Origin of the sequence: Bradyrhizobium sp. CCBAU 11357 (assembly GCF_028128865.1) — a bacterium.
Taxonomy (GTDB): domain Bacteria; phylum Pseudomonadota; class Alphaproteobacteria; order Rhizobiales; family Xanthobacteraceae; genus Bradyrhizobium.
In genome coordinates this window covers 13695-30420 of sequence record NZ_LBJW01000099.1, presented here as the reverse complement: position 1 = coordinate 30420, position 16726 = coordinate 13695, and the positions used below count along the sequence as shown (strand labels likewise).

Here is a 16726-nt window from a genome sequence, read left to right as displayed (position 1 = left end):
GCGGCGGACGTTTTCGAATGGGTAACTCATGAGAGCTGATCTTGCGGCGATCTACGGCGAGGAACGCCTGCCACGCTACACCAGCTATCCGACCGCACCGCATTTCACGCCCGCGATCGGTCCGGACACCTATGCCCGCTGGCTGGCGGAACTGCCCGTGGCCGCCAGCGCCTCGCTTTATCTGCACGTGCCGTTCTGCCGCGAGATGTGCTGGTATTGCGGCTGCCACACCCAGATCGTCCGCCGCGACGATCTCGTCGCCGGCTACCAGCGGATGCTGCGCAGCGAGATCGCGCTGACCGCCGAAGCCATCGGCCACCGCATCAAGGTCGAGCACATCCATTTCGGCGGCGGTACGCCGACGATCATGGCGCCGGACGCCTTTGCCGAATTGATGGCGACGATGCGCCAGGAATTCTTCGTGCTGCCTTCGGCCGAAATCGCGGTCGAGATTGATCCCCGCACGTTGACCGCAGACATGGTCGAGGCGATGCGGCTCTCGGGCGTCAGCCGCGCAAGCCTCGGCGTGCAGAGCTTCGATCCCGTGGTGCAGCGGGCGATCAACCGCGTGCAGAGCTTCGAGCAGACGGCCTCCGTGGTCGAGATGCTCCGCGGCGCCGGGATCGAGGGCATCAATTTCGACCTGATCTACGGGCTGCCGCACCAGACAATGGCCTCGTGCCTGGAGACGGTGCGGCGCAGCCTCGCGCTCGCGCCCAGCCGCTTCTCGGTGTTCGGCTATGCTCACGTGCCACAGTTCAAGAAGCACCAGCGCATGATCAACGAGGCCGTCTTGCCCGACGGCCTTGCGCGCCACGATCAGGCCTGCGCCATCGCCAATGCGCTGAAGGAAGCCGGTTACGTGCAGATCGGGCTCGACCATTTCGCGCGGCCCGACGATGCCATGGCCGTGGCGTTCGAGCAGGGCACGCTGCGGCGCAACTTTCAGGGCTACACCACCGACCGGAGCGAAGTCCTGCTCGGCTTCGGCGCCAGCGCGATCGGGCACCTGCCGCAGGGCTATGTCCAGAACGAGGTGCAGATCGGCGGCTATGCGCAGAGCATCGCGGCCGGCCGCCTCGCGACCGCGAAGGGTTATGGCCTCACCGATGACGACCGGCTGCGCGCCGACATCATCGAACGCATCATGTGCGAGTTCGGTGCCGATCTCGGCGACATCTGCGCACGCCATGGCGCGGAGGCCGGCGCCATGCTGAAAGCGGCGTCTCGTCTGAAGCCGCTGATCTCCGACGGCGTCGTGAGGCTGGACGGCGAGCGGCTCGCCGTCGCCGGGGATTCGCGCTTCCTGGTCCGCAGTGTCGCCGCCGCGTTCGACGCGCATCTGGATCCGGGCAAGCAATTGCACAGTCGGGCGGTGTAGCCCTGTGTCATTCCGGGGCGCGCCACCCGAACTCGGGTTTACCCGAGTTCGGCAATTCGAAGATCCAAGTCGGCAACAGCCGACTTGGATGGCGCGAGCCCGGAATCCATTGTTCCGTGTCATCCGCAGCACGATGGATTCCGGGTTCGCGCTACGCGCGCCCCGGAATGACAAGCCAGCTTGCGCTCCAACAAAGAAACTCGGTCCCGCGCCGCTATCGTCAATCGGAATGGAGTTGGCCATGCCTTTCCGATCCGACGATCTGGTCGACGACATCATGCAATCGGCGCCGCACACGATCCGCGTGTTTCTCGCCTTCAGGATGGCTTGCGTCGGCTGTCCGATCGCGACCTTCCACACGGTCGATGACGCCTGCCGCGAGCATGGCATCGACCGTGAGAAGTTTCTCGCCGCGCTGAGCGAGTGTGTGCCGGCTTGAAACGGCAGGAATCGCGCAGGTGTGCGCGGATTCCCGGATGAGGGCGCGCTTTCGCCGTAAGCGGAAGCGCGCCTCATCCCTTCCTTCGGGGAAGAGGCGTCAGTTCTCACGCCGCGCCGCTGTCGGCGCTCCGCTCCGCCAGCACCACGATCTTGTGCGGCTCGCGTAGGATGATGCGCTGGCGACCGCTCTCGACGAGGCCCTGGCTCTCCCAGCCGCTCAGGATGCGGCTGACGGTGTGCAGCGTGGTGCCGGTCATCTGCGCGATGTCCTGGCGGCTGATCGGGAAGTCGATCTCGATGCCGTGGTCGAGCTTCTTGCCGGACCGCTTGGCGAGGCGCAGCAGCGCGTGCGCGATGCGTTGCTCGACCTGCTGCGTCGACATTTCCAGGATGCGGGTGTGACTTTCCTGCAGCCGGGTGCCGACGGTCTGCAGCGTGTTGGCGGCAAGCGCCGGAAACCGCTCGACCAGGCGCGGCCAGGCCGAATTCGGCCAGATCAGCACGACGCTGTCGTCGACCGCCATCGCCGTCGCCGGATACCGCGCGGCTCCGATCGCCATCGCGAGTCCGAACGTCTCGCCGGGCGCGACATAGCGCACCACGATCTGCTCGCCGGCCGGCGTGGTCTTGGCCGCGCGGACATGGCCGTGCAGCAGCAGGAAGAAGGACTGCGCGTCCGCCCCCTGCTCGAAGATCGCACTGTTCTTGGGATAGGGTGCCGAGCGGGCCTCACGCAGGATCTCGTCGAGAGCTTCCGGCGTCATCCCCGCAAACAGCGGCAAATGCGCAACCAGCGATGTGTCGACCTTGGCCATTCTGCCTCCTTGGCATCAGGGAGTGTGATGGCACCTGCAATCGTCAACGAGTTTGCGTTAGCGCAAAACGAGGCGGCCCGGCGGCAGTATTTTTCCAGGTAACGGTCTGAATTGATTGGAGTTGACACCATGGCTGGCGCCCGATCCCGCAACTTTGCGGGCTGGCCGCTGTTTGCGAACAGCTTTCGCCCCTTTTTCCTGCTCGCCGCAATCCAGGCGGCGCTGTCGATCCTGGCCTGGCTGCCGATGTTCTACGGCGAATTGTCGGTGAGCTCCGCGTTCGCGCCGCGCGACTGGCACATCCACGAGATGCTCTACGGCTTCCTGCCGGCTGTCATCACCGGGTTCCTGTTCACCGCCATCCCGAACTGGACGGGGCGCCTGCCGATCCAGGGCGGGCCGCTCGCGGCGTTGCTGGCGGTCTGGCTTGCCGGGCGTGTCGTGGTGACGGTGTCGGCGAATACCGGCTGGGCGCTTGCGCTGGTCGTTGATGCCGCGTTCCTGGCATTGGTCGTTGCCGCCGCGACGCGCGAGATCATCGCAGGCGGCAACTGGCGCAACCTGCCCGTGGTGGGGCTGGTGCTGGTTCTGCTCGCCGGCAACGTCGCCTTCCACGTCGAAACGCATTTCGAAGGCGCGGCCGACGTCAGCATCCGCGTTGGCATCGGCGTGGTCATTCTGCTGATCGGCCTGATCGGCGGGCGCATCATTCCGAGCTTCACCCGAAACTGGCTGGTCAAGTTCAATCCCGGCCGCCTGCCGGTGCCGTTCGGACGATTCGACGGCGCGGTGATCGGCTTGAGCGCGCTGGCGCTGATTGCGTGGATCGTGGCGCCGCTGAACATGATCACCGGCGTCGCGATGGCGGTGGTCGGCGTGCTGCATCTGGTTCGGCTTGCACGCTGGGCCGGCGATCGCACCACGCGCGAGCGGCTGCTGCTGATCCTGCATGTCGGTTACGTCTTCGTGCCGCTCGGCTTCATCCTGAATGCCGTGGCCGCCTTGGGCGAGCTGCCGCCAAGCGCCGGCATCCACGCCTGGATGGCAGGTGCGGCGGGAACGATGACGCTCGCGGTGATGACCCGCGCGAGCCTCGGCCATACCGGACAGGCGCTGACGGCTTCGCCCGCGATCCAGGGAATCTATGCTGCGATCGTCATCGCGGCCCTGGCCCGCGTCGGTGCCGTCGCGTCGCCCGCGTATAACGATGTGCTGCTGCACATTGCCGCCTGCGGCTGGATCATCGCCTTCCTCGGATTTGCCGTCGCGTTCGCCCCGCTGCTCGCCGGCAGCGGGCGGCGGGCGCTCGCCACGATGGGCGTGCCCGCTCCCGCGCGCTGAATTCAGGCGGCAGTCGCCGAGGGCTGTGCTGACAGAGGCCGCACGCCCTTGCGCCAATCGGTGATGGTGCAGCCGAAGCGGCCGCGAAACCAGCGCGCCATGGCGCTCTGCGCGGAGAAGCCGAGCTGCACCGCGATGTCGGCCAGCGGCCGGGCGGGATCCTCGATCAGCTGGACCACGAGATCGGCGCGTTGCGCGTCCAGGATGGCCGAGAAGCTGGTGGCGGATGCGGCGAGGCGCCGGTGGATGGTGCGGCGCGTGCAGGCCAGATGCTCGGCGACGCGCTCGACCGTGCAATCGCCGCTGGCGAGCAGAGTGCGCACCACCTCGTCGACCTTCGCCTCCCAGCTGGACGGTCTGCTCTCGATCGCCTCGATCCGCTTGCGCAAGTAATTCGCGATCAAGGGATGCGCGCTCGGGATCCGGCGCTCCAGGTCGTGCGCCGACAACAGGATCGCATCGTCATCCGCATTGAAGGTCACCCGGCAGCCGAAGAAGTCGCGGTAGCGCTTGCGGTCGAGTGGCGGCGGGTAATGCAGGCGCACTTCCAGCGGCCGCCAATCGCCGCCGAACAGGGACTGGATGATGCGGTGGACGCTGCCGAGCGCCATGTCGATCGACTGCCGCGGTGCGCGTGGCTGCCGGCCGCGCAAATGCAGCGTGAGGATCACGGTTCGCTTGTCACGCCTGACGTCGAGCCGCATGCCGTCATGATGGACGTGGATGAAACGCGAGAACGCCTCGATTGCTTCGCCGACGGTCGCCTGTTCGCGCACGATCAGGCCGACCGCGCCGAAATTGGTGAGGCCGCCGCGCTCGGCGAGACGCAGGCCGAAATCCTCGGCACCGGACGCCTCTGCCGATAATTCGAGCAGGCGGCGCAGGCCGGTGACGGCGATGGGGATGTCCGGCTTGTCGAGGCAGGCCAGCGGCAGCCTGACCTTGCGCATCATCTGGTTGGGGTCGAGCCCGACCGACCGGGCGACCTCGGGATAATAGCTCAAGCCTGCGCTGCGAATGAGGTCGGTCATGCGACCCGTTCCTGCCAGCCATTCCCGCAGATGTCCCGAAATGTAAAGTTTCTGTCTCAATCCGTCAAATCCGGGAACCGGGTGGCGCATACATAAGAGAAACCGAAGCACTGGCGTGAATGCCGTGCGCACGACGGCGGGGCGCGACGGAGCCTCCGGCCGTCTCGGGCCATTTGACCAAGACATTGCTGGATCGGGACTATGCCGGGGAACATGCTTTCCAAGGGGGAGGTTTTCGTCATCGACACTGACGCCGCCTTCCGCGAACAACTTTCCGCCGCGCTTGAGCAGAGCGCCTATGACGTGATCTGCTTTGCCGATGGCGCGTCCCTGCTCTTGGAAGCCAAGGCCCGCATGCCGGCCTGTGTGCTGCTGGAGATGCCGCCGGATCGCTCCGCTCTCGACGTGCTCAGGCGGCTGCGCGAGGAGAATTGCATGGCGCCGGTGCTGGTGACGTCGGCGAACGGCAGCATCGCCATGGCGGTCGACGCCATCAAGAGCGGCGCGACCGACTTCATCGAAAAGCCGTTCCGCACCCACGACATCGTCGGCCGGATCGATGCCGCCATCGATGAATTCGCGCAGCCCAGCGCGATCCGGCAACGCTGGCTGCCGGGCTGCGAACCTCTGACCGCGCGGGAAGCCGACGTGCTTGAGCATCTTGCCGCCGGCCTCACCAACAAGGGGATCGCCCGGCGGATGAATCTAAGCGCCCGGACGGTTGAAGGTTACCGCGCCGGCATCCTCAAGAAGGCCGGCGCCAAGAATGTCACCGATCTGCTCCGGCGCATCTTCGGCCAGGGCTCGTAGGCCCAGGCCTGAAGCTGCCGGGACCATCCGAGCGTTCCGCGGCCATGGTGCCGCCGCGGCGGCGCCCCATGGAAACCTCAATCGAACCAGTTCCTTCCCTGCCGCGTCCAACCACGATGGCGAGGCATTTCATCGCGCGCGTCCGGCTGGCGGCGCGGCGATACCGGCAGGAGGGACTTCATGCGCATCACCGCCAGATATTTGGCAACCACGGGCCTGGTCCTGGTGACCACGGCCCTCGCATCGCCGTCATGGGCGGCCAACGTGGACGCCACGTCGACGATCGACACGGTCATCGTCTATCCCGATGGCGCCACCGTCACGCGAGTCATTTCCTTCGATCTCGCCTCCGGCGATTCGACGCTGGTCGCCAAGGATTTCCCGCTCTCGCTCGATCCGTCGTCCCTCCGTGTCGAAGGCGAGGCGGGTGCCAAGCTCACCATCGGCACGATCGATGCGCGCCCGCCGAAGGCCGCGCCGCCGGTCAACCAGCCCGAGCTCGACAAGCGCATCGAAGCGCTGAGGGATCAACGGGCCGATCTGCAGGGTGCGATCGACTCGGCCAATGCCCGGCGCAGGTTCGCGCAGCATTTTGCAGAGGCTTCGCCGGCCGGCCTCGGCGAGAAGGGCGAGGCGCGCCCGATCGCCGAATGGCGCACGGCCTTTGCCGCAATTGCCGAGGAGGTCGCGACCGCCGACAGCGCAATTCGCGATGCGACGCGAAAACAGCGCGAGCTCGACCGCCAGATCGCGGAATTGGAAGCCGAGCGTTCGGCCAAGCCGCCGAGCAAGCTGGAAGTGCGGATCGATGTCGCCTCGGCCGCCGCGACCAAGGCGACACTGCGCGTGACCTATGCCGTGCGCAACGCGCGCTGGGTGCCGCTCTACGACGCCCGGCTCGACACCGGCGCCAAGGATCGCAAGCCGCAGCTCGAACTGGTTCGTCGCGCCGAGGTGACGCAATCCACCGGCGAGGACTGGTCGAACGTGACGCTCGGCGTCTCCACCGTGCGCATCAGCCGCGGCGGCAGTGCGCCGGAGCTGCATTCGCTGATCGCGCAATATCCACAAGTGCCGAAGCCGCTGGCAGCAGGTTCGGTCTCCGATCTGGCGCGACCCGCGCCAATGACGCGCCAGGCGCAATCGCCCGCCATGGCCAAGATCGCAGAGGCGGCCGAGTCGCGCGAGCGGGCGGACGAACAGCAGGCCATCGCCGAGATCGGCGACTTCCAGGCGACCTTCAGGATTCCCGGCCGCGTCAGCCTCGGCGCCGCCGAGGGCGCCAAGAGCCTCCGCATCGCTTCGGTGAACGTGCCCGCCGATCTCGCGGTGCGCGCCGCGCCGGTGCTGGATCCGACCGCGTTCCTCGAAGCCAGCTTCAAGCAGACGGACGACACGACGCTGCTGCCGGGCAAGGTCGCGATCTACCGCGACGGTACCTTCGTCGGCCGCGGCAAGATCACGGCGTCCGCCAAGGACGACATCGTGCGGCTCGGTTTCGGCGCCGACGACAAGGTCAAGATCGAGCGCGCCGTGCTCAAGCGCAACGAAGGTTCGGCCGGCCTCTTGGTCACCACGTCGAAGACCGACGAGCGCTCGTTCAAGACCACGATCCGCAACGGCCATGATTTCCCGATTCGCGTCGCGATCGAGGATCAGCTGCCGGTCAGCGAGAATGAGGACATCGTCGTCGAGTTGCTGCCCTCGAGCACCCAGCCGACCGCAACCAACATCCGCGACAAGCGCGGCGTGCTGGAATGGTCGTTCGACGCCAAGCCCGGCGAGGCCCGCGACATCAACTTCGCCTGGCGCGTCCGCTGGCCGAAGGACAAGAGCATGGTGATCGTGCCGGCGGGGTAGCCCCGGCCGCGTCACAAGGAGGTGCGCTCCCTCTCCCGCTTGCGGGAGAGGGCCGGGGTGAGGGCTCTCACCTCTAGGGGATTGTCCCGTTGTGGTGACACCCTCTCCCCAACCCTCCCCCGCAAGCGGGGGAGGGAGCGCACCGTCTTTGCAGAAACAGGATTGGCTAAATTCCAGTGTGTACCGCCCGCATCGTCTGTGGCAGCACATACGGCACGCCGTCAGCCTGATGCACGAGCGCGTCGATCTCGAAAATATCCCGGATCCTCTCGCGCGTGACGACATCGGCGCGGGGGCCGTCCGCGGCGAGCCTGCCGCCGGCCAGCACGACCAGTCGGTCGCCAAAGCGGATCGCGAGATTGAGATCGTGCAGGATCGCGATCACGGCGGTGCCTGCAGCCGCTCGGCGGCGCGCCGCTTCGACGAGGTCGATCTGGTGACGCAGATCGAGGCTCGAGGTCGGCTCGTCCAGCAGGAGGAGGCCGGGACCATGCTCGGCCTCGCCGCAGGCGAGCTGCACCAGCACGCGGGCGAAATGGGCGCGCTGCTGCTCGCCGCCTGACAACGTCGGCAATTGCCGCTCGCGGAAATGCGACAGGCCGACCTCGTCCAGCGCGGCATCGACGAGCGGGCCAGCCTCGCGCAAGCTGCGCTCTCCCGCGCCCATCAGCACGATCTCCTCGACGGTGAAGGGAAAGGTGACGTTGATGTGCTGGGACAGCATGGCACGGCGCGCGGCGAGCTCGCGCGGCGTGAAGCTGCCGATGTCGCGCTGCTTGAGCCGCACCTCGCCGGCGCTCGGACGGAGATCGCCGGAGAGCAGCCGCAGCAGCGTCGACTTGCCGGCGCCGTTCGGGCCGATGATGGCGACCATCTCGCCGGCCGCGACCGTCAGGTCGACGCCGTCGAGCAATGTCGCGCGGCCGGCGCGCTTGCCCAAGTGTCGTGCCTCGAGCACCGCGGTCATAGCGCGGCGAGCCCGCGCTGCCGCAGCAGGATGAAGAGAAAGACGGGTGCGCCGACGGCCGCGGTCAGGATGCCGATCGGCATCTCCGCCGGCGCCACGATGGTGCGTGCCAGCGTGTCGGCGCCGACCATCAGGATCGCGCCTGATAGCACCGAGGCTGGCAGCAGCAGGCGATGCGCCGGGCCGATGACGAGACGGAGCAGATGCGGCACCACGATGCCGACGAAGCCGATGACGCCGCTGATCGACACCGCGACGCCGGTCATGGCCGAGACGATCACGATCGAGATCCGCTTCAGGCGCTCGACATCGACGCCGCCGTGAAAGGCGTCGGCCTCGCCGAGCACCAGCAGGTCGAGACCGCGGGCGATGAAGGCGCAGGCCGCTAGACCGGCGATGAGGATCGGCGCGAGCACGGCGGTCTTGGTCCACGTCGCGCCGCTCATCGAGCCCAGCATCCAGAACGTGATGTCGCGCAGCTGGCGATCGTCGGCGATGAAAACCAGCAGCCCGATGCCCGCATTGGCGATCGCGGTGATGGCGACGCCGGCGAGCAGGAAGATCGCGATCGAGGTGCGCCCCGAGCGGCTGGAGATGCCGTAGAGGATTGCGGTGGTCGCCAGCGAGCCCGCGAAGGCCGCCAGCGGCAACAGCTCGGTCTGGAGAAAGCGCAGCGCCTCGCCGAAGCGGGAATCGGTGAAGACGATCGCGCTTGCGGCCGCGAGCGCGCCGCCGCTGGAGACACCGACCAGGGCGGGATCGGCGAGTGGGTTGCGGAACAGCCCCTGCATGATCGCGCCGGCCGCGGCAAGCAGGCCGCCGATCATCGCGGCCGCCGCGATCCGGGGAATGCGGATCGACCACAGAACGAGCTGGTCGCGTGCCGTCATGGCCGTGCTTTCGCCGGCCAAGCCCAGCGCGGCAGGCAGCCGGGAGAGCGGGATGCCGGCGGCGCCGACCGTCAGGGCGGCGATTGCGGTGATCACCAGCACCACGAGCAGAAGGGGAATCGCGAACGATGCGGCCCGCCGTCCCGCGCTGCGTCGCGGGCCCCGTGCTTCGAACCCGACGGCCGCGCTCATTGCCGGCAATTCGCCGTCGACAGCGCCGACGTGAATGCGCCGCCCGCAGCCAGGGCCGGGTAGAGCTTGACCGAGAGATCGCGCGCCGCCGCCGCGGTGCGCGGCCCGAAGCCGAGCAGATAGAGCCCATCCATGGTGATGAAGCTTTTGTTGGCCGCGACCGGCGTCAGCGCAAAGCCGGGGTGCGTGTAGACTGCATCGGCCTGCAGCGATTCCTTGCCGCGCTCGATCGACAGCACGACATCGGGCTTTGCGGCCACGATCGCCTCGTCGCCGATGATCTTGTAGCCGTCGTAATCGTCGACCGCGTTGGCCGCGCCCGCCAGCTGGATGATCTCGTCCGCCGCGGTCTTGTGGCCCGCCACCATCGCCCGCCCGTTCTGGAGCGACATCACGAACATCACGCGCACCGGCTTCGTCACCTTGGCGCGCAGCGCGCGGAGCTGCGCAAGATCGGCGCCGACCGCGGCGCTGAGACATTCGGCACGCGCATCGACGCCCATGGCGTGACCGACCAGCTTGATCTTCGCAATCAGGCCGTCCTCGGAAAAGGTCTCGGGCACAAGCACCAGCGGCACTTTCGCCGTCTCCAGGATGTCCATCGTCTCGCGCGGGCCCGAGCCCTGGATCGCCAGGATCAGCGTCGGGTTGAGTCCGAGCACGCCCTCGGCCGAGATCTGGCGCATATAGCCGACATTGGGTTTGTCGTGCAGCGCCGCCGCCGGATAAAGGCTCGTTGTGTCGACGCCGACCAGCCGGCTTTCCAATCCTAGCGCATAGAGGATCTCGGTGATGGCGCCGCCGATCGACACCGTGCGGGCAAAATCGGCAACAGTGACGTCGCGATTGCGCGCGTCGTGCACGGTGATGCCCGCGGCGTGCGCAGCAGACGCGAACGCGATTCCACCGGAGAGCAGAAGACTGGCGAGGGTGCGGCAAAATGGCATTGCAATTACTTCGTCAGGATCAGCTTGTTCTGCGAGGTCAGGCGGAGACGATAACTGTCCTCGCCATGCGCAATGATGATCTCGCGCTCGGCGGCAAACAGCTCGCGGCTGTCGATGCGGCTCCCGCGCATGGTGAGCGTTCGCGTTGTTGCAGAAGGGCTTTGTGCCGGCCCTGCCGCGCTGCCGCTGCTGTCTCCTGATGTTGCTGACATAGTCGGTGTGATGCGCTTTCGGAACTTGGAGTACCGCCCGTTTGTATAGGCGGCGCCAAGCGCATTCCAACGTTCGCAGTTTACAATCGATATAAACTGCAACCTGATGTCATTGACCGTCAGAGTGTTGCCACGTAACCATTTCTGGCAGCGGGGAACTTGCCCGCCTCTCGAGACAATCAGCCAGCCAGTCGCTCGCGTTGCGAGCGCACGCCAGCCAGACGACATCAAAAACTAAAGTGAAGTGCAAGCTGGGGCTGATATGGCTGACGGGGCTAGGTATTCGCGCGCCCTGATTTTGGGCGCGTCGGTGGTTTCAATTGCGGCAATGACGGCGGAAGGCAGTCTCGCGCAGACCGCATCGCCGCAGAGTGAAAACGCGTCCTCCGAACGACCGAAACAGGCCAAGCGCAAGCCTGCGAAGCCGCAAGTCGCACAGCAGCCGACGCCTGACGCTCTGAATGCGCGCGCCCAGGCTGGCAGCACGGCACCCGTTCAGGTGCTCGACACGATCACGGCTGCGGCGAGCAAGACGGAAGAGCGCGCCGTCGACGCGCTGGCGCCGGTCAGCGTCGTGTCGTCCGAGCAGATCGAATCCCGCCAAGCCAGCACCATCGGCGATCTCATATACAACTTGCCCGGCGTCTGGGTTCAGAATCGCGGCGATGATCCGGCCACCTCGATCAACATCCGCGGCCTCCAGGATTTCGGCCGCGTTGCCGTCGTGGTCGACGGCGCGCGGCAGAACTACCAGCGCACCGGCCACTTCGCCAATGGTTCGTTCTTCCTCAATCCGGAATTGATCAGCGGCATCGACATCGTGCGCGGGCCGACCGCGAGCATCTACGGCTCCGGTGCGATCGGCGGCGTGGCCTCGTTCCGCACCAAGGACATCGAGGACGTTGTCCGCGTGGGAGAGCGCTGGGGCGTCGACGTGAAAACCATCCTCGGCAGCAACTACGGACGTGCACTCGGATCCGCCTTTGGCGGTGTTCACGTCAACCCCAATGTCGACGTATTCGCAGGGGGGACCTATTCGACTCAGGAGAGCTACAAGGACGGTACAGGCTTCGAGGTCGCAAACACTGGCAACCGTCTGAGCAGCGGCATCGCCAAGCTGACGATTCGTCCGGCCGACGGCCACGAAGTCAAGCTCGGTACCATCTTCCAGGAGGACATCTTCAGTGTGGGCCAGCCGCCCCGGCGCGCGGGCGATCCCAATTCGACCAATGCGAACGGCACAAACAACCTGAGCGGCACGTCCATCTACGCGTCCAACGTGAAGAATTACACCACGACGCTCGGTTGGAAATACTCGCAGCCGGACGATCAGTGGTTCGACTGGGATGCCAAGATCTACTGGAATCGCACCGAGAACGACCAGATCAAGACCGGGCACACCACTGCGACGCCCTCCGTTTATTGCGGCGGCGTGCCCGGCAACGCCGTCTCGGGATGCATCGGGAGCAATCGCGGATACCTGCTCGATACAATCGGCATCGATGTGCACAACACGACGCGCTTCGAAACGGGAAGCTGGCGCCACGCGGTGACTTACGGTCTGGATGCGTTCCAGGACAAGGTGTCATCTCAAGACAGGACCGGTACATCCGAGGTCACGACCCCCGGCGGTCAGCGCACGGTATCGGGCGGCTTCGTGCAGTGGAGGGCGAACTACACCTCGATGCTCGAGGTGATCGGTGCGCTCCGTTACGACAATTATCAGCTTTCCTCGGCGTCGTCGTCGTCGGGCGGCGATCGCCTCTCGCCGAAGATCACCGTTGCTCTCGTTCCGACCGCGGTGGTGACCCCCTATGCCAGCTACGCGGAAGGCTATCGGGCGCCCTCGATCACGGAGACGCTGGTGAGCGGGCCACATGCCGGCGCGACGGTCAACGACTCGTTCTTCCGTTGTCCGTCGGGCACGCCGGGACCGGGCGCGGATTCGACCTTCTGCTTCGTGCCCAATCCAAACCTGCGCCCCGAGATCGGCAAGAACAAGGAGATCGGCTTCAACATCAAGAAGAACGATCTGTTCACGGCGGGCGACACGCTGCGCGGCAAGATCAACGTGTTCCGCAACGACATCAGCGACTTCATCGATCAGGTCGCTTACGGAAACCCGCTCGTGGTCCCGACCGGGCCGCCACCGGCACCGTCGATCACGGTGCTCCCGTTCCTGCAGTATCAGAACGTGGCGTCCGCGCTCATTCAAGGCGTCGAGGCCGAGGCGATGTATGACGCGAACCTGTGGTTCTTCGGCCTCTCCGGGACCTATCAGAGCGGAAAGAATCTCCAGACCGGCTTCGGCCTCTACAGCATTCCGCCGCAGAAGATCACGACGACGGCCGGCGTGCGTCTGCTCGACCGCACCCTCATCCTTTCGATGATGTGGACGTCGGCAATCGCCAACTACGACATCCCCAGGACCTACACGCCGGCGACCTCGTACGATCTCGTCAATCTTTACGCGCAGTATCACCCGACGCGCGATCTCACGCTCAACTTCTCGGTCGAGAACCTCTTCAACCGCTACTATCGGCCGTACGCCATTCCGGTCGGTAGCACGGGCGACACGCAAAATGACGTGAAGTGGGCGAGCGCCGGTGCCGGGCTCGTGATCAAGGGAGGTCTCAAGTACCACTTTGGCGGCACCTGAGGGAGAGACCGGAGGTTCTCTCCAGGGATGCCCAGCTGATCTCGAAAGCCACGCTGATGCGTCAGCGTGGCTTTCGATCCGTTATGAAATATCCAATCGGCAATTGCCGATCTACAAGTCACAGGAGAAAAGTCGAATGTTCATCGCCATGAATCGTTTCCAGGTGAAGTCCGGCTCGGAAGCCGCGTTCGAAACCGTCTGGCGGACCCGGGAGTCCTATCTCGGCAGCATGGCGGGCTTCGTCGAATTCCATCTGCTCAAGGGGCCGGTCGCCGAGGACCACACGCTGTATTCCTCGCATACCGTGTGGGTCGACAAGGCGGCTTTCGAGGCCTGGACGCGCTCGGAGGAATTCCGCCGCGCTCATGCGCGCGCCGACAACAAGACCGGCGAGAGCCTCTATCTCGGTCATCCGAAGTTCGAAGGCTTCGAGGTCATCATGACCGAGCGCAAGGCGAGCGCGGCGGCCTGATCGCGGCCGATCACGAAAGGAAGCCGGACATGCTGAGCACCGAACTCGCCGATCTCAAGGCGTACATGGCCGACAATCCCGGCGCGGTGGTCGAGGACGTTGCGCGCGAGCGCAAGGTCACCCCGCGCGCGGTGATCGAGGCGCTGCCGCCGTCCATGGTGCGCATGGGAGGCGGCGAGCATTTCGCCGCCGCCATGCAGGACATTTCGGAATGGGGCGAGGTGACGCTGATCGTGCACACCGATGACGCGATCTTCGAGTTCACGGGATCGATCCCAGCGGGCGAGGTCGGCCGCGGCTATTTCAACCTGATGCAGCCGAAGGGCCTGCACGGCCATCTCCGCCACGAGCGCTGCGCTGGAATTGCCTTCGTCGAGCGGCCCTTCATGGGCAAGGTTTCGGCCTTCGTCGCCTTCGTGAACGCCGACGGCGGCATCATGTTCAAGGTCTTCGTCGGCCGCGACGAGACCAGGGCGCTGCGGGCGGATCAGCTGGCACGGTTCCGGCAGCTTGCCGACCGGATCGCGCCCGCACTCTAGTTTGCTTCGACCTGGGGAGATCAGGATGCAGAGCAAGTCCAGGCTTCGGCATGTGATCCCAGCAATCGCGCTGGCGCTCGCGCCGGCTCCGGCCTTCGCGATCGACGCGGCGCTGTTGCCGCGCAATCTGTCGCCTTGGGGCATGTTTCTCGGTGCCGACATCGTCGTGAAGGTCGTGATGGTCGGCCTCGCCATCGCCTCGCTGGTGACATGGACGGTGTGGCTCGCCAAGTCCGTCGAGCTGCGCCGCAAGGCCTCGCTCGCCGTGCAGCGGACACGTGCCCTCGAGGGCAACATGACGCTGGCCGAAGCATGCGCACGGACCGGCGACGCGCGCGACGCGGTCGCTCAGCTGATCCAGTCCTGCGCCAGAGAGGCCGAGCTCTCCGGCGGCATCGTCGATGACGGCCTGCAGGAGCGCATCGCGTTGCGGCTGGAACGGGTCGAGGCGGCGATGTCCCGGCAGATCGCACGCGGCACCGGCGTGCTCGCGACCATCGGCGCCATCGCGCCGTTCGTCGGCCTGTTCGGCACCGTCTGGGGCATCATGAACTCCTTCATCGGCATCTCCGAGAGCCACACCACCAGTCTTGCGGTGGTCGCGCCCGGCGTCGCCGAAGCGTTGCTCGCGACCGCGCTCGGTCTCGTCGCCGCGATTCCGGCGGTGGTGATCTACAATCACCTCGTCCGCGGCATCGCCAATTACCGCGCTTTGCTCGGCGACGCCTCGGCGCAGCTCATGCTGCTGGTGAGCCGCCAGCGCGACCACGGCCATTTCCGTCTGGCGCGAGCGGCGGAGTAGGGCATGGCCGCCAGGCTCGGGACATCGAAGCTCGGCTCGCGCGGCGATGCCGGCGAGCTCGAGGTCACGCACGAGATCAACGTCACGCCGTTCATCGACGTGATGCTCGTGCTCCTGATCATCTTCATGGTGGCGGCGCCACTTGCCACCGTCGACATCGGCGTCGATCTGCCGGCAACGGCGGCCGAGCCGGCACCGCGGCCCGACAAGCCGGTCTTCGTCACGGTCAAGCCGGACCTTTCGATCGCGGTGGGTGAGGATGTCGTCGCTCGCGACGTGCTCAGCACCTCGCTCGATGCCGCCACCAAGGGCCGCAAGGACGAGCGCATCTATCTGCGCGCCGACAAAGCCGTCTCCTATGGCGAGTTGATGGAGGTGATGAACACCTTGCGCAACGCCGGCTATCTCAAGGTCGCCCTCGTCGGCCTCGACGGACGCAGCTGATGGCCGCGAACGCCTTCGCCCTGCACGACCCGCTCGGCGAGCGCGACGGCGCGCGCTGGGGCCTGTCGGCGGGCGTGATCGTGGCGCTGCATGTCGCCGCCGCGCTGCTTGCAATGAGCTGGCTCAGGACGCAGCCCGAGCAGGGCGTCAGCCTGCCCGCGATCATGGTCGACATGTCGCCAGTGACATCGGCGCCGCAGCCAACGCTGGACGACGTCGCGCCGGGGCCGCTGATGCAGGAGGCGGATGCCTCGCCGCCGGAGCCGGTGCAGCAGCAGGCCGTCGAGGAGACCATCGCGCCGACGCCACCGCAGGAAAGGCCGGAGGTGATCGCGCCGCCGGAGCAGAAGCTCGAGCCGACACCCGCCAGGCCCGAGCCGGCGAAAATCGTGCCGGTCGAAAGGCCCGCGCAGGAGACGCCGAAGGTGGTTCGGCGCGAGGCAAGGAAGCCGTCGGACGCAATTCCGGCGCCGCGCACCAGCGCACCGCCGCGCGCCGAGCGCGAGGCGCCCATGGCATCCGCCATGAGTGCGGGCGCGACGGCCGCCGCGGTCGCATCCTACAACCAACGCGTCCGCGCGCATCTGATGCGCTTCCACTCCTATCCGGCCGGCGGCGGCGGCCAGCGCGGCGTTGCAAGCCTCAGCTTCACCATCAGCCGCGGCGGGCAGGTGACGTCGAGCCGCCTCGGTGGCTCGTCCGGCGTCGCTGCCTTCGACGCCCAGGCGATGTCCATGCTCCGCCAGGCCTCGCCGTTCCCGCCGATCCCGGATGAGATCAAGAACCGCGCGATGAGTTTCACGATTCCGGTGGCATTTACGGTGAGGTAGCCCTCGGTGTCATGCCCCGCGAAGGCGGGGCATCCAGTATTCCAGAGGCAGCGAGATTCATCAGGACTACTGCGGCGTACTGGATCGCCCGGT

General features: G+C 66.4%; 17 protein-coding genes. 11 read left to right on the top strand and 6 right to left on the bottom strand.

The annotated features are described in order from the left end of the window. The first annotated feature begins 28 nt into the window (after positions 1-28). Positions 29-1381 (top strand): oxygen-independent coproporphyrinogen III oxidase, encoded by a 1353-nt coding sequence (gene hemN / locus XI05_RS17160; protein ID WP_271503723.1) that lies wholly within the window; start codon positions 29-31, stop codon positions 1379-1381. A gap of 241 nt (positions 1382-1622) precedes the next feature. Beyond that, on the top strand, positions 1623-1820 hold the full coding sequence (locus tag XI05_RS17155) for a DUF1858 domain-containing protein (RefSeq protein ID WP_271503720.1): 198 nt from the start codon (positions 1623-1625) through the stop codon (positions 1818-1820). Between the two features lie 106 nt (positions 1821-1926). Here the strand turns inward: XI05_RS17155 and XI05_RS17150 are convergent, their stop codons facing one another. After that, a complete protein-coding gene (locus XI05_RS17150) occupies positions 1927-2637 on the bottom strand; it encodes a Crp/Fnr family transcriptional regulator (RefSeq protein WP_271503718.1) in 711 nt (236 codons plus the stop codon). 129 nt (positions 2638-2766) lie between these two features. Here XI05_RS17150 and XI05_RS17145 point away from each other — a divergent pair, with 129 nt between their 5' ends. Beyond that, entirely contained in the window at positions 2767-3978 is a 1212-nt protein-coding gene (locus tag XI05_RS17145) for an NnrS family protein (protein ID WP_271503715.1), read from the top strand. 2 nt (positions 3979-3980) lie between these two features. Here the strand turns inward: XI05_RS17145 and XI05_RS17140 are convergent, their stop codons facing one another. Beyond that, entirely contained in the window at positions 3981-5009 is a 1029-nt protein-coding gene (locus tag XI05_RS17140; RefSeq protein WP_271503713.1) for an AraC family transcriptional regulator, read from the bottom strand. 201 nt (positions 5010-5210) lie between these two features. On the opposite strand from XI05_RS17140, the gene XI05_RS17135 reads away from it, so the two are divergent. Next, positions 5211-5819: a response regulator transcription factor gene (locus XI05_RS17135; RefSeq protein WP_271503710.1), complete on the top strand. Its 609-nt coding sequence runs from the start codon at positions 5211-5213 to the stop codon at positions 5817-5819. A gap of 180 nt (positions 5820-5999) precedes the next feature. Next, complete coding sequence (locus XI05_RS17130; protein WP_271503707.1) at positions 6000-7679, top strand: mucoidy inhibitor MuiA family protein; 1680 nt, start codon at positions 6000-6002, stop codon at positions 7677-7679. A 166-nt stretch (positions 7680-7845) separates the two neighbouring features. Here the strand turns inward: XI05_RS17130 and XI05_RS17125 are convergent, their stop codons facing one another. Genes XI05_RS17125 through XI05_RS17110 form a run of 4 tightly spaced genes read right to left on the bottom strand, consistent with a single transcriptional unit; the run spans position 7846 to position 10887 of the window. Continuing rightward, positions 7846-8646, bottom strand: coding sequence for a heme ABC transporter ATP-binding protein (locus tag XI05_RS17125; RefSeq protein WP_271503702.1), 801 nt, complete (start codon positions 8644-8646; stop codon positions 7846-7848). Continuing rightward, positions 8643-9728, bottom strand: coding sequence for a FecCD family ABC transporter permease (locus tag XI05_RS17120; protein WP_271503699.1), 1086 nt, complete (start codon positions 9726-9728; stop codon positions 8643-8645). Before XI05_RS17120 ends, XI05_RS17125 begins: the two co-directional genes overlap by 4 nt. Continuing rightward, a complete protein-coding gene (locus XI05_RS17115; protein WP_271503696.1) occupies positions 9725-10675 on the bottom strand; it encodes a heme/hemin ABC transporter substrate-binding protein in 951 nt (316 codons plus the stop codon). The genes XI05_RS17120 and XI05_RS17115 overlap by 4 nt, the downstream gene beginning before the upstream one ends. Before the next feature lie 5 nt (positions 10676-10680). Beyond that, the gene (locus XI05_RS17110; RefSeq protein ID WP_246504594.1) at positions 10681-10887 is read right to left on the bottom strand and encodes a hemin uptake protein HemP; all 207 of its coding nucleotides are present in this window, start codon (positions 10885-10887) and stop codon (positions 10681-10683) included. Positions 10888-11149: 262 nt separating this feature from the next. Here XI05_RS17110 and XI05_RS17105 point away from each other — a divergent pair, with 262 nt between their 5' ends. The 6 genes from XI05_RS17105 (at position 11150) to XI05_RS17080 (ending at position 16633) form a co-directional block, all read left to right on the top strand. Further along, positions 11150-13546: a TonB-dependent hemoglobin/transferrin/lactoferrin family receptor gene (locus XI05_RS17105; protein ID WP_271503693.1), complete on the top strand. Its 2397-nt coding sequence runs from the start codon at positions 11150-11152 to the stop codon at positions 13544-13546. Positions 13547-13682: 136 nt separating this feature from the next. Beyond that, positions 13683-14018, top strand: a complete 336-nt coding sequence (locus tag XI05_RS17100) for an antibiotic biosynthesis monooxygenase family protein (protein WP_271503690.1) — start codon at positions 13683-13685, stop codon at positions 14016-14018. A gap of 29 nt (positions 14019-14047) precedes the next feature. Then, positions 14048-14557, top strand: coding sequence for a heme utilization cystosolic carrier protein HutX (gene hutX / locus XI05_RS17095; protein ID WP_260382168.1), 510 nt, complete (start codon positions 14048-14050; stop codon positions 14555-14557). 25 nt (positions 14558-14582) lie between these two features. Continuing rightward, positions 14583-15359 carry a tonB-system energizer ExbB gene (exbB, locus tag XI05_RS17090; protein ID WP_271503688.1) on the top strand — a complete coding sequence of 259 codons (777 nt, stop codon included), beginning with the start codon at positions 14583-14585 and terminating at the stop codon, positions 15357-15359. A gap of 3 nt (positions 15360-15362) precedes the next feature. Further along, positions 15363-15803 (top strand): TonB system transport protein ExbD, encoded by a 441-nt coding sequence (exbD, locus tag XI05_RS17085; protein ID WP_212254311.1) that lies wholly within the window; start codon positions 15363-15365, stop codon positions 15801-15803. Continuing rightward, positions 15803-16633 (top strand): TonB family protein, encoded by an 831-nt coding sequence (locus tag XI05_RS17080; RefSeq protein WP_271503686.1) that lies wholly within the window; start codon positions 15803-15805, stop codon positions 16631-16633. Before exbD ends, XI05_RS17080 begins: the two co-directional genes overlap by 1 nt. Positions 16634-16726 lie beyond the last annotated feature (93 nt).

Bases quoted from the DNA above. Each gene is read 5' to 3' on its own strand.
- hemN (WP_271503723.1), top strand. From the start codon at position 29: ATGAGAGCTGATCTTGCGGCGATCTACGGCGAGGAACGCCTGCCACGC.
- XI05_RS17155 (WP_271503720.1), top strand. From the start codon at position 1,623: ATGCCTTTCCGATCCGACGATCTGGTCGACGACATCATGCAATCGGCG.
- XI05_RS17150 (WP_271503718.1), bottom strand. From the start codon at position 2,637: ATGGCCAAGGTCGACACATCGCTGGTTGCGCATTTGCCGCTGTTTGCG.
- XI05_RS17145 (WP_271503715.1), top strand. From the start codon at position 2,767: ATGGCTGGCGCCCGATCCCGCAACTTTGCGGGCTGGCCGCTGTTTGCG.
- XI05_RS17140 (WP_271503713.1), bottom strand. From the start codon at position 5,009: ATGACCGACCTCATTCGCAGCGCAGGCTTGAGCTATTATCCCGAGGTC.
- XI05_RS17135 (WP_271503710.1), top strand. From the start codon at position 5,211: ATGCCGGGGAACATGCTTTCCAAGGGGGAGGTTTTCGTCATCGACACT.
- XI05_RS17130 (WP_271503707.1), top strand. From the start codon at position 6,000: ATGCGCATCACCGCCAGATATTTGGCAACCACGGGCCTGGTCCTGGTG.
- XI05_RS17125 (WP_271503702.1), bottom strand. From the start codon at position 8,646: ATGACCGCGGTGCTCGAGGCACGACACTTGGGCAAGCGCGCCGGCCGC.
- XI05_RS17120 (WP_271503699.1), bottom strand. From the start codon at position 9,728: ATGAGCGCGGCCGTCGGGTTCGAAGCACGGGGCCCGCGACGCAGCGCG.
- XI05_RS17115 (WP_271503696.1), bottom strand. From the start codon at position 10,675: ATGCCATTTTGCCGCACCCTCGCCAGTCTTCTGCTCTCCGGTGGAATC.
- XI05_RS17110 (WP_246504594.1), bottom strand. From the start codon at position 10,887: ATGTCAGCAACATCAGGAGACAGCAGCGGCAGCGCGGCAGGGCCGGCA.
- XI05_RS17105 (WP_271503693.1), top strand. From the start codon at position 11,150: ATGGCTGACGGGGCTAGGTATTCGCGCGCCCTGATTTTGGGCGCGTCG.
- XI05_RS17100 (WP_271503690.1), top strand. From the start codon at position 13,683: ATGTTCATCGCCATGAATCGTTTCCAGGTGAAGTCCGGCTCGGAAGCC.
- hutX (WP_260382168.1), top strand. From the start codon at position 14,048: ATGCTGAGCACCGAACTCGCCGATCTCAAGGCGTACATGGCCGACAAT.
- exbB (WP_271503688.1), top strand. From the start codon at position 14,583: ATGCAGAGCAAGTCCAGGCTTCGGCATGTGATCCCAGCAATCGCGCTG.
- exbD (WP_212254311.1), top strand. From the start codon at position 15,363: ATGGCCGCCAGGCTCGGGACATCGAAGCTCGGCTCGCGCGGCGATGCC.
- XI05_RS17080 (WP_271503686.1), top strand. From the start codon at position 15,803: ATGGCCGCGAACGCCTTCGCCCTGCACGACCCGCTCGGCGAGCGCGAC.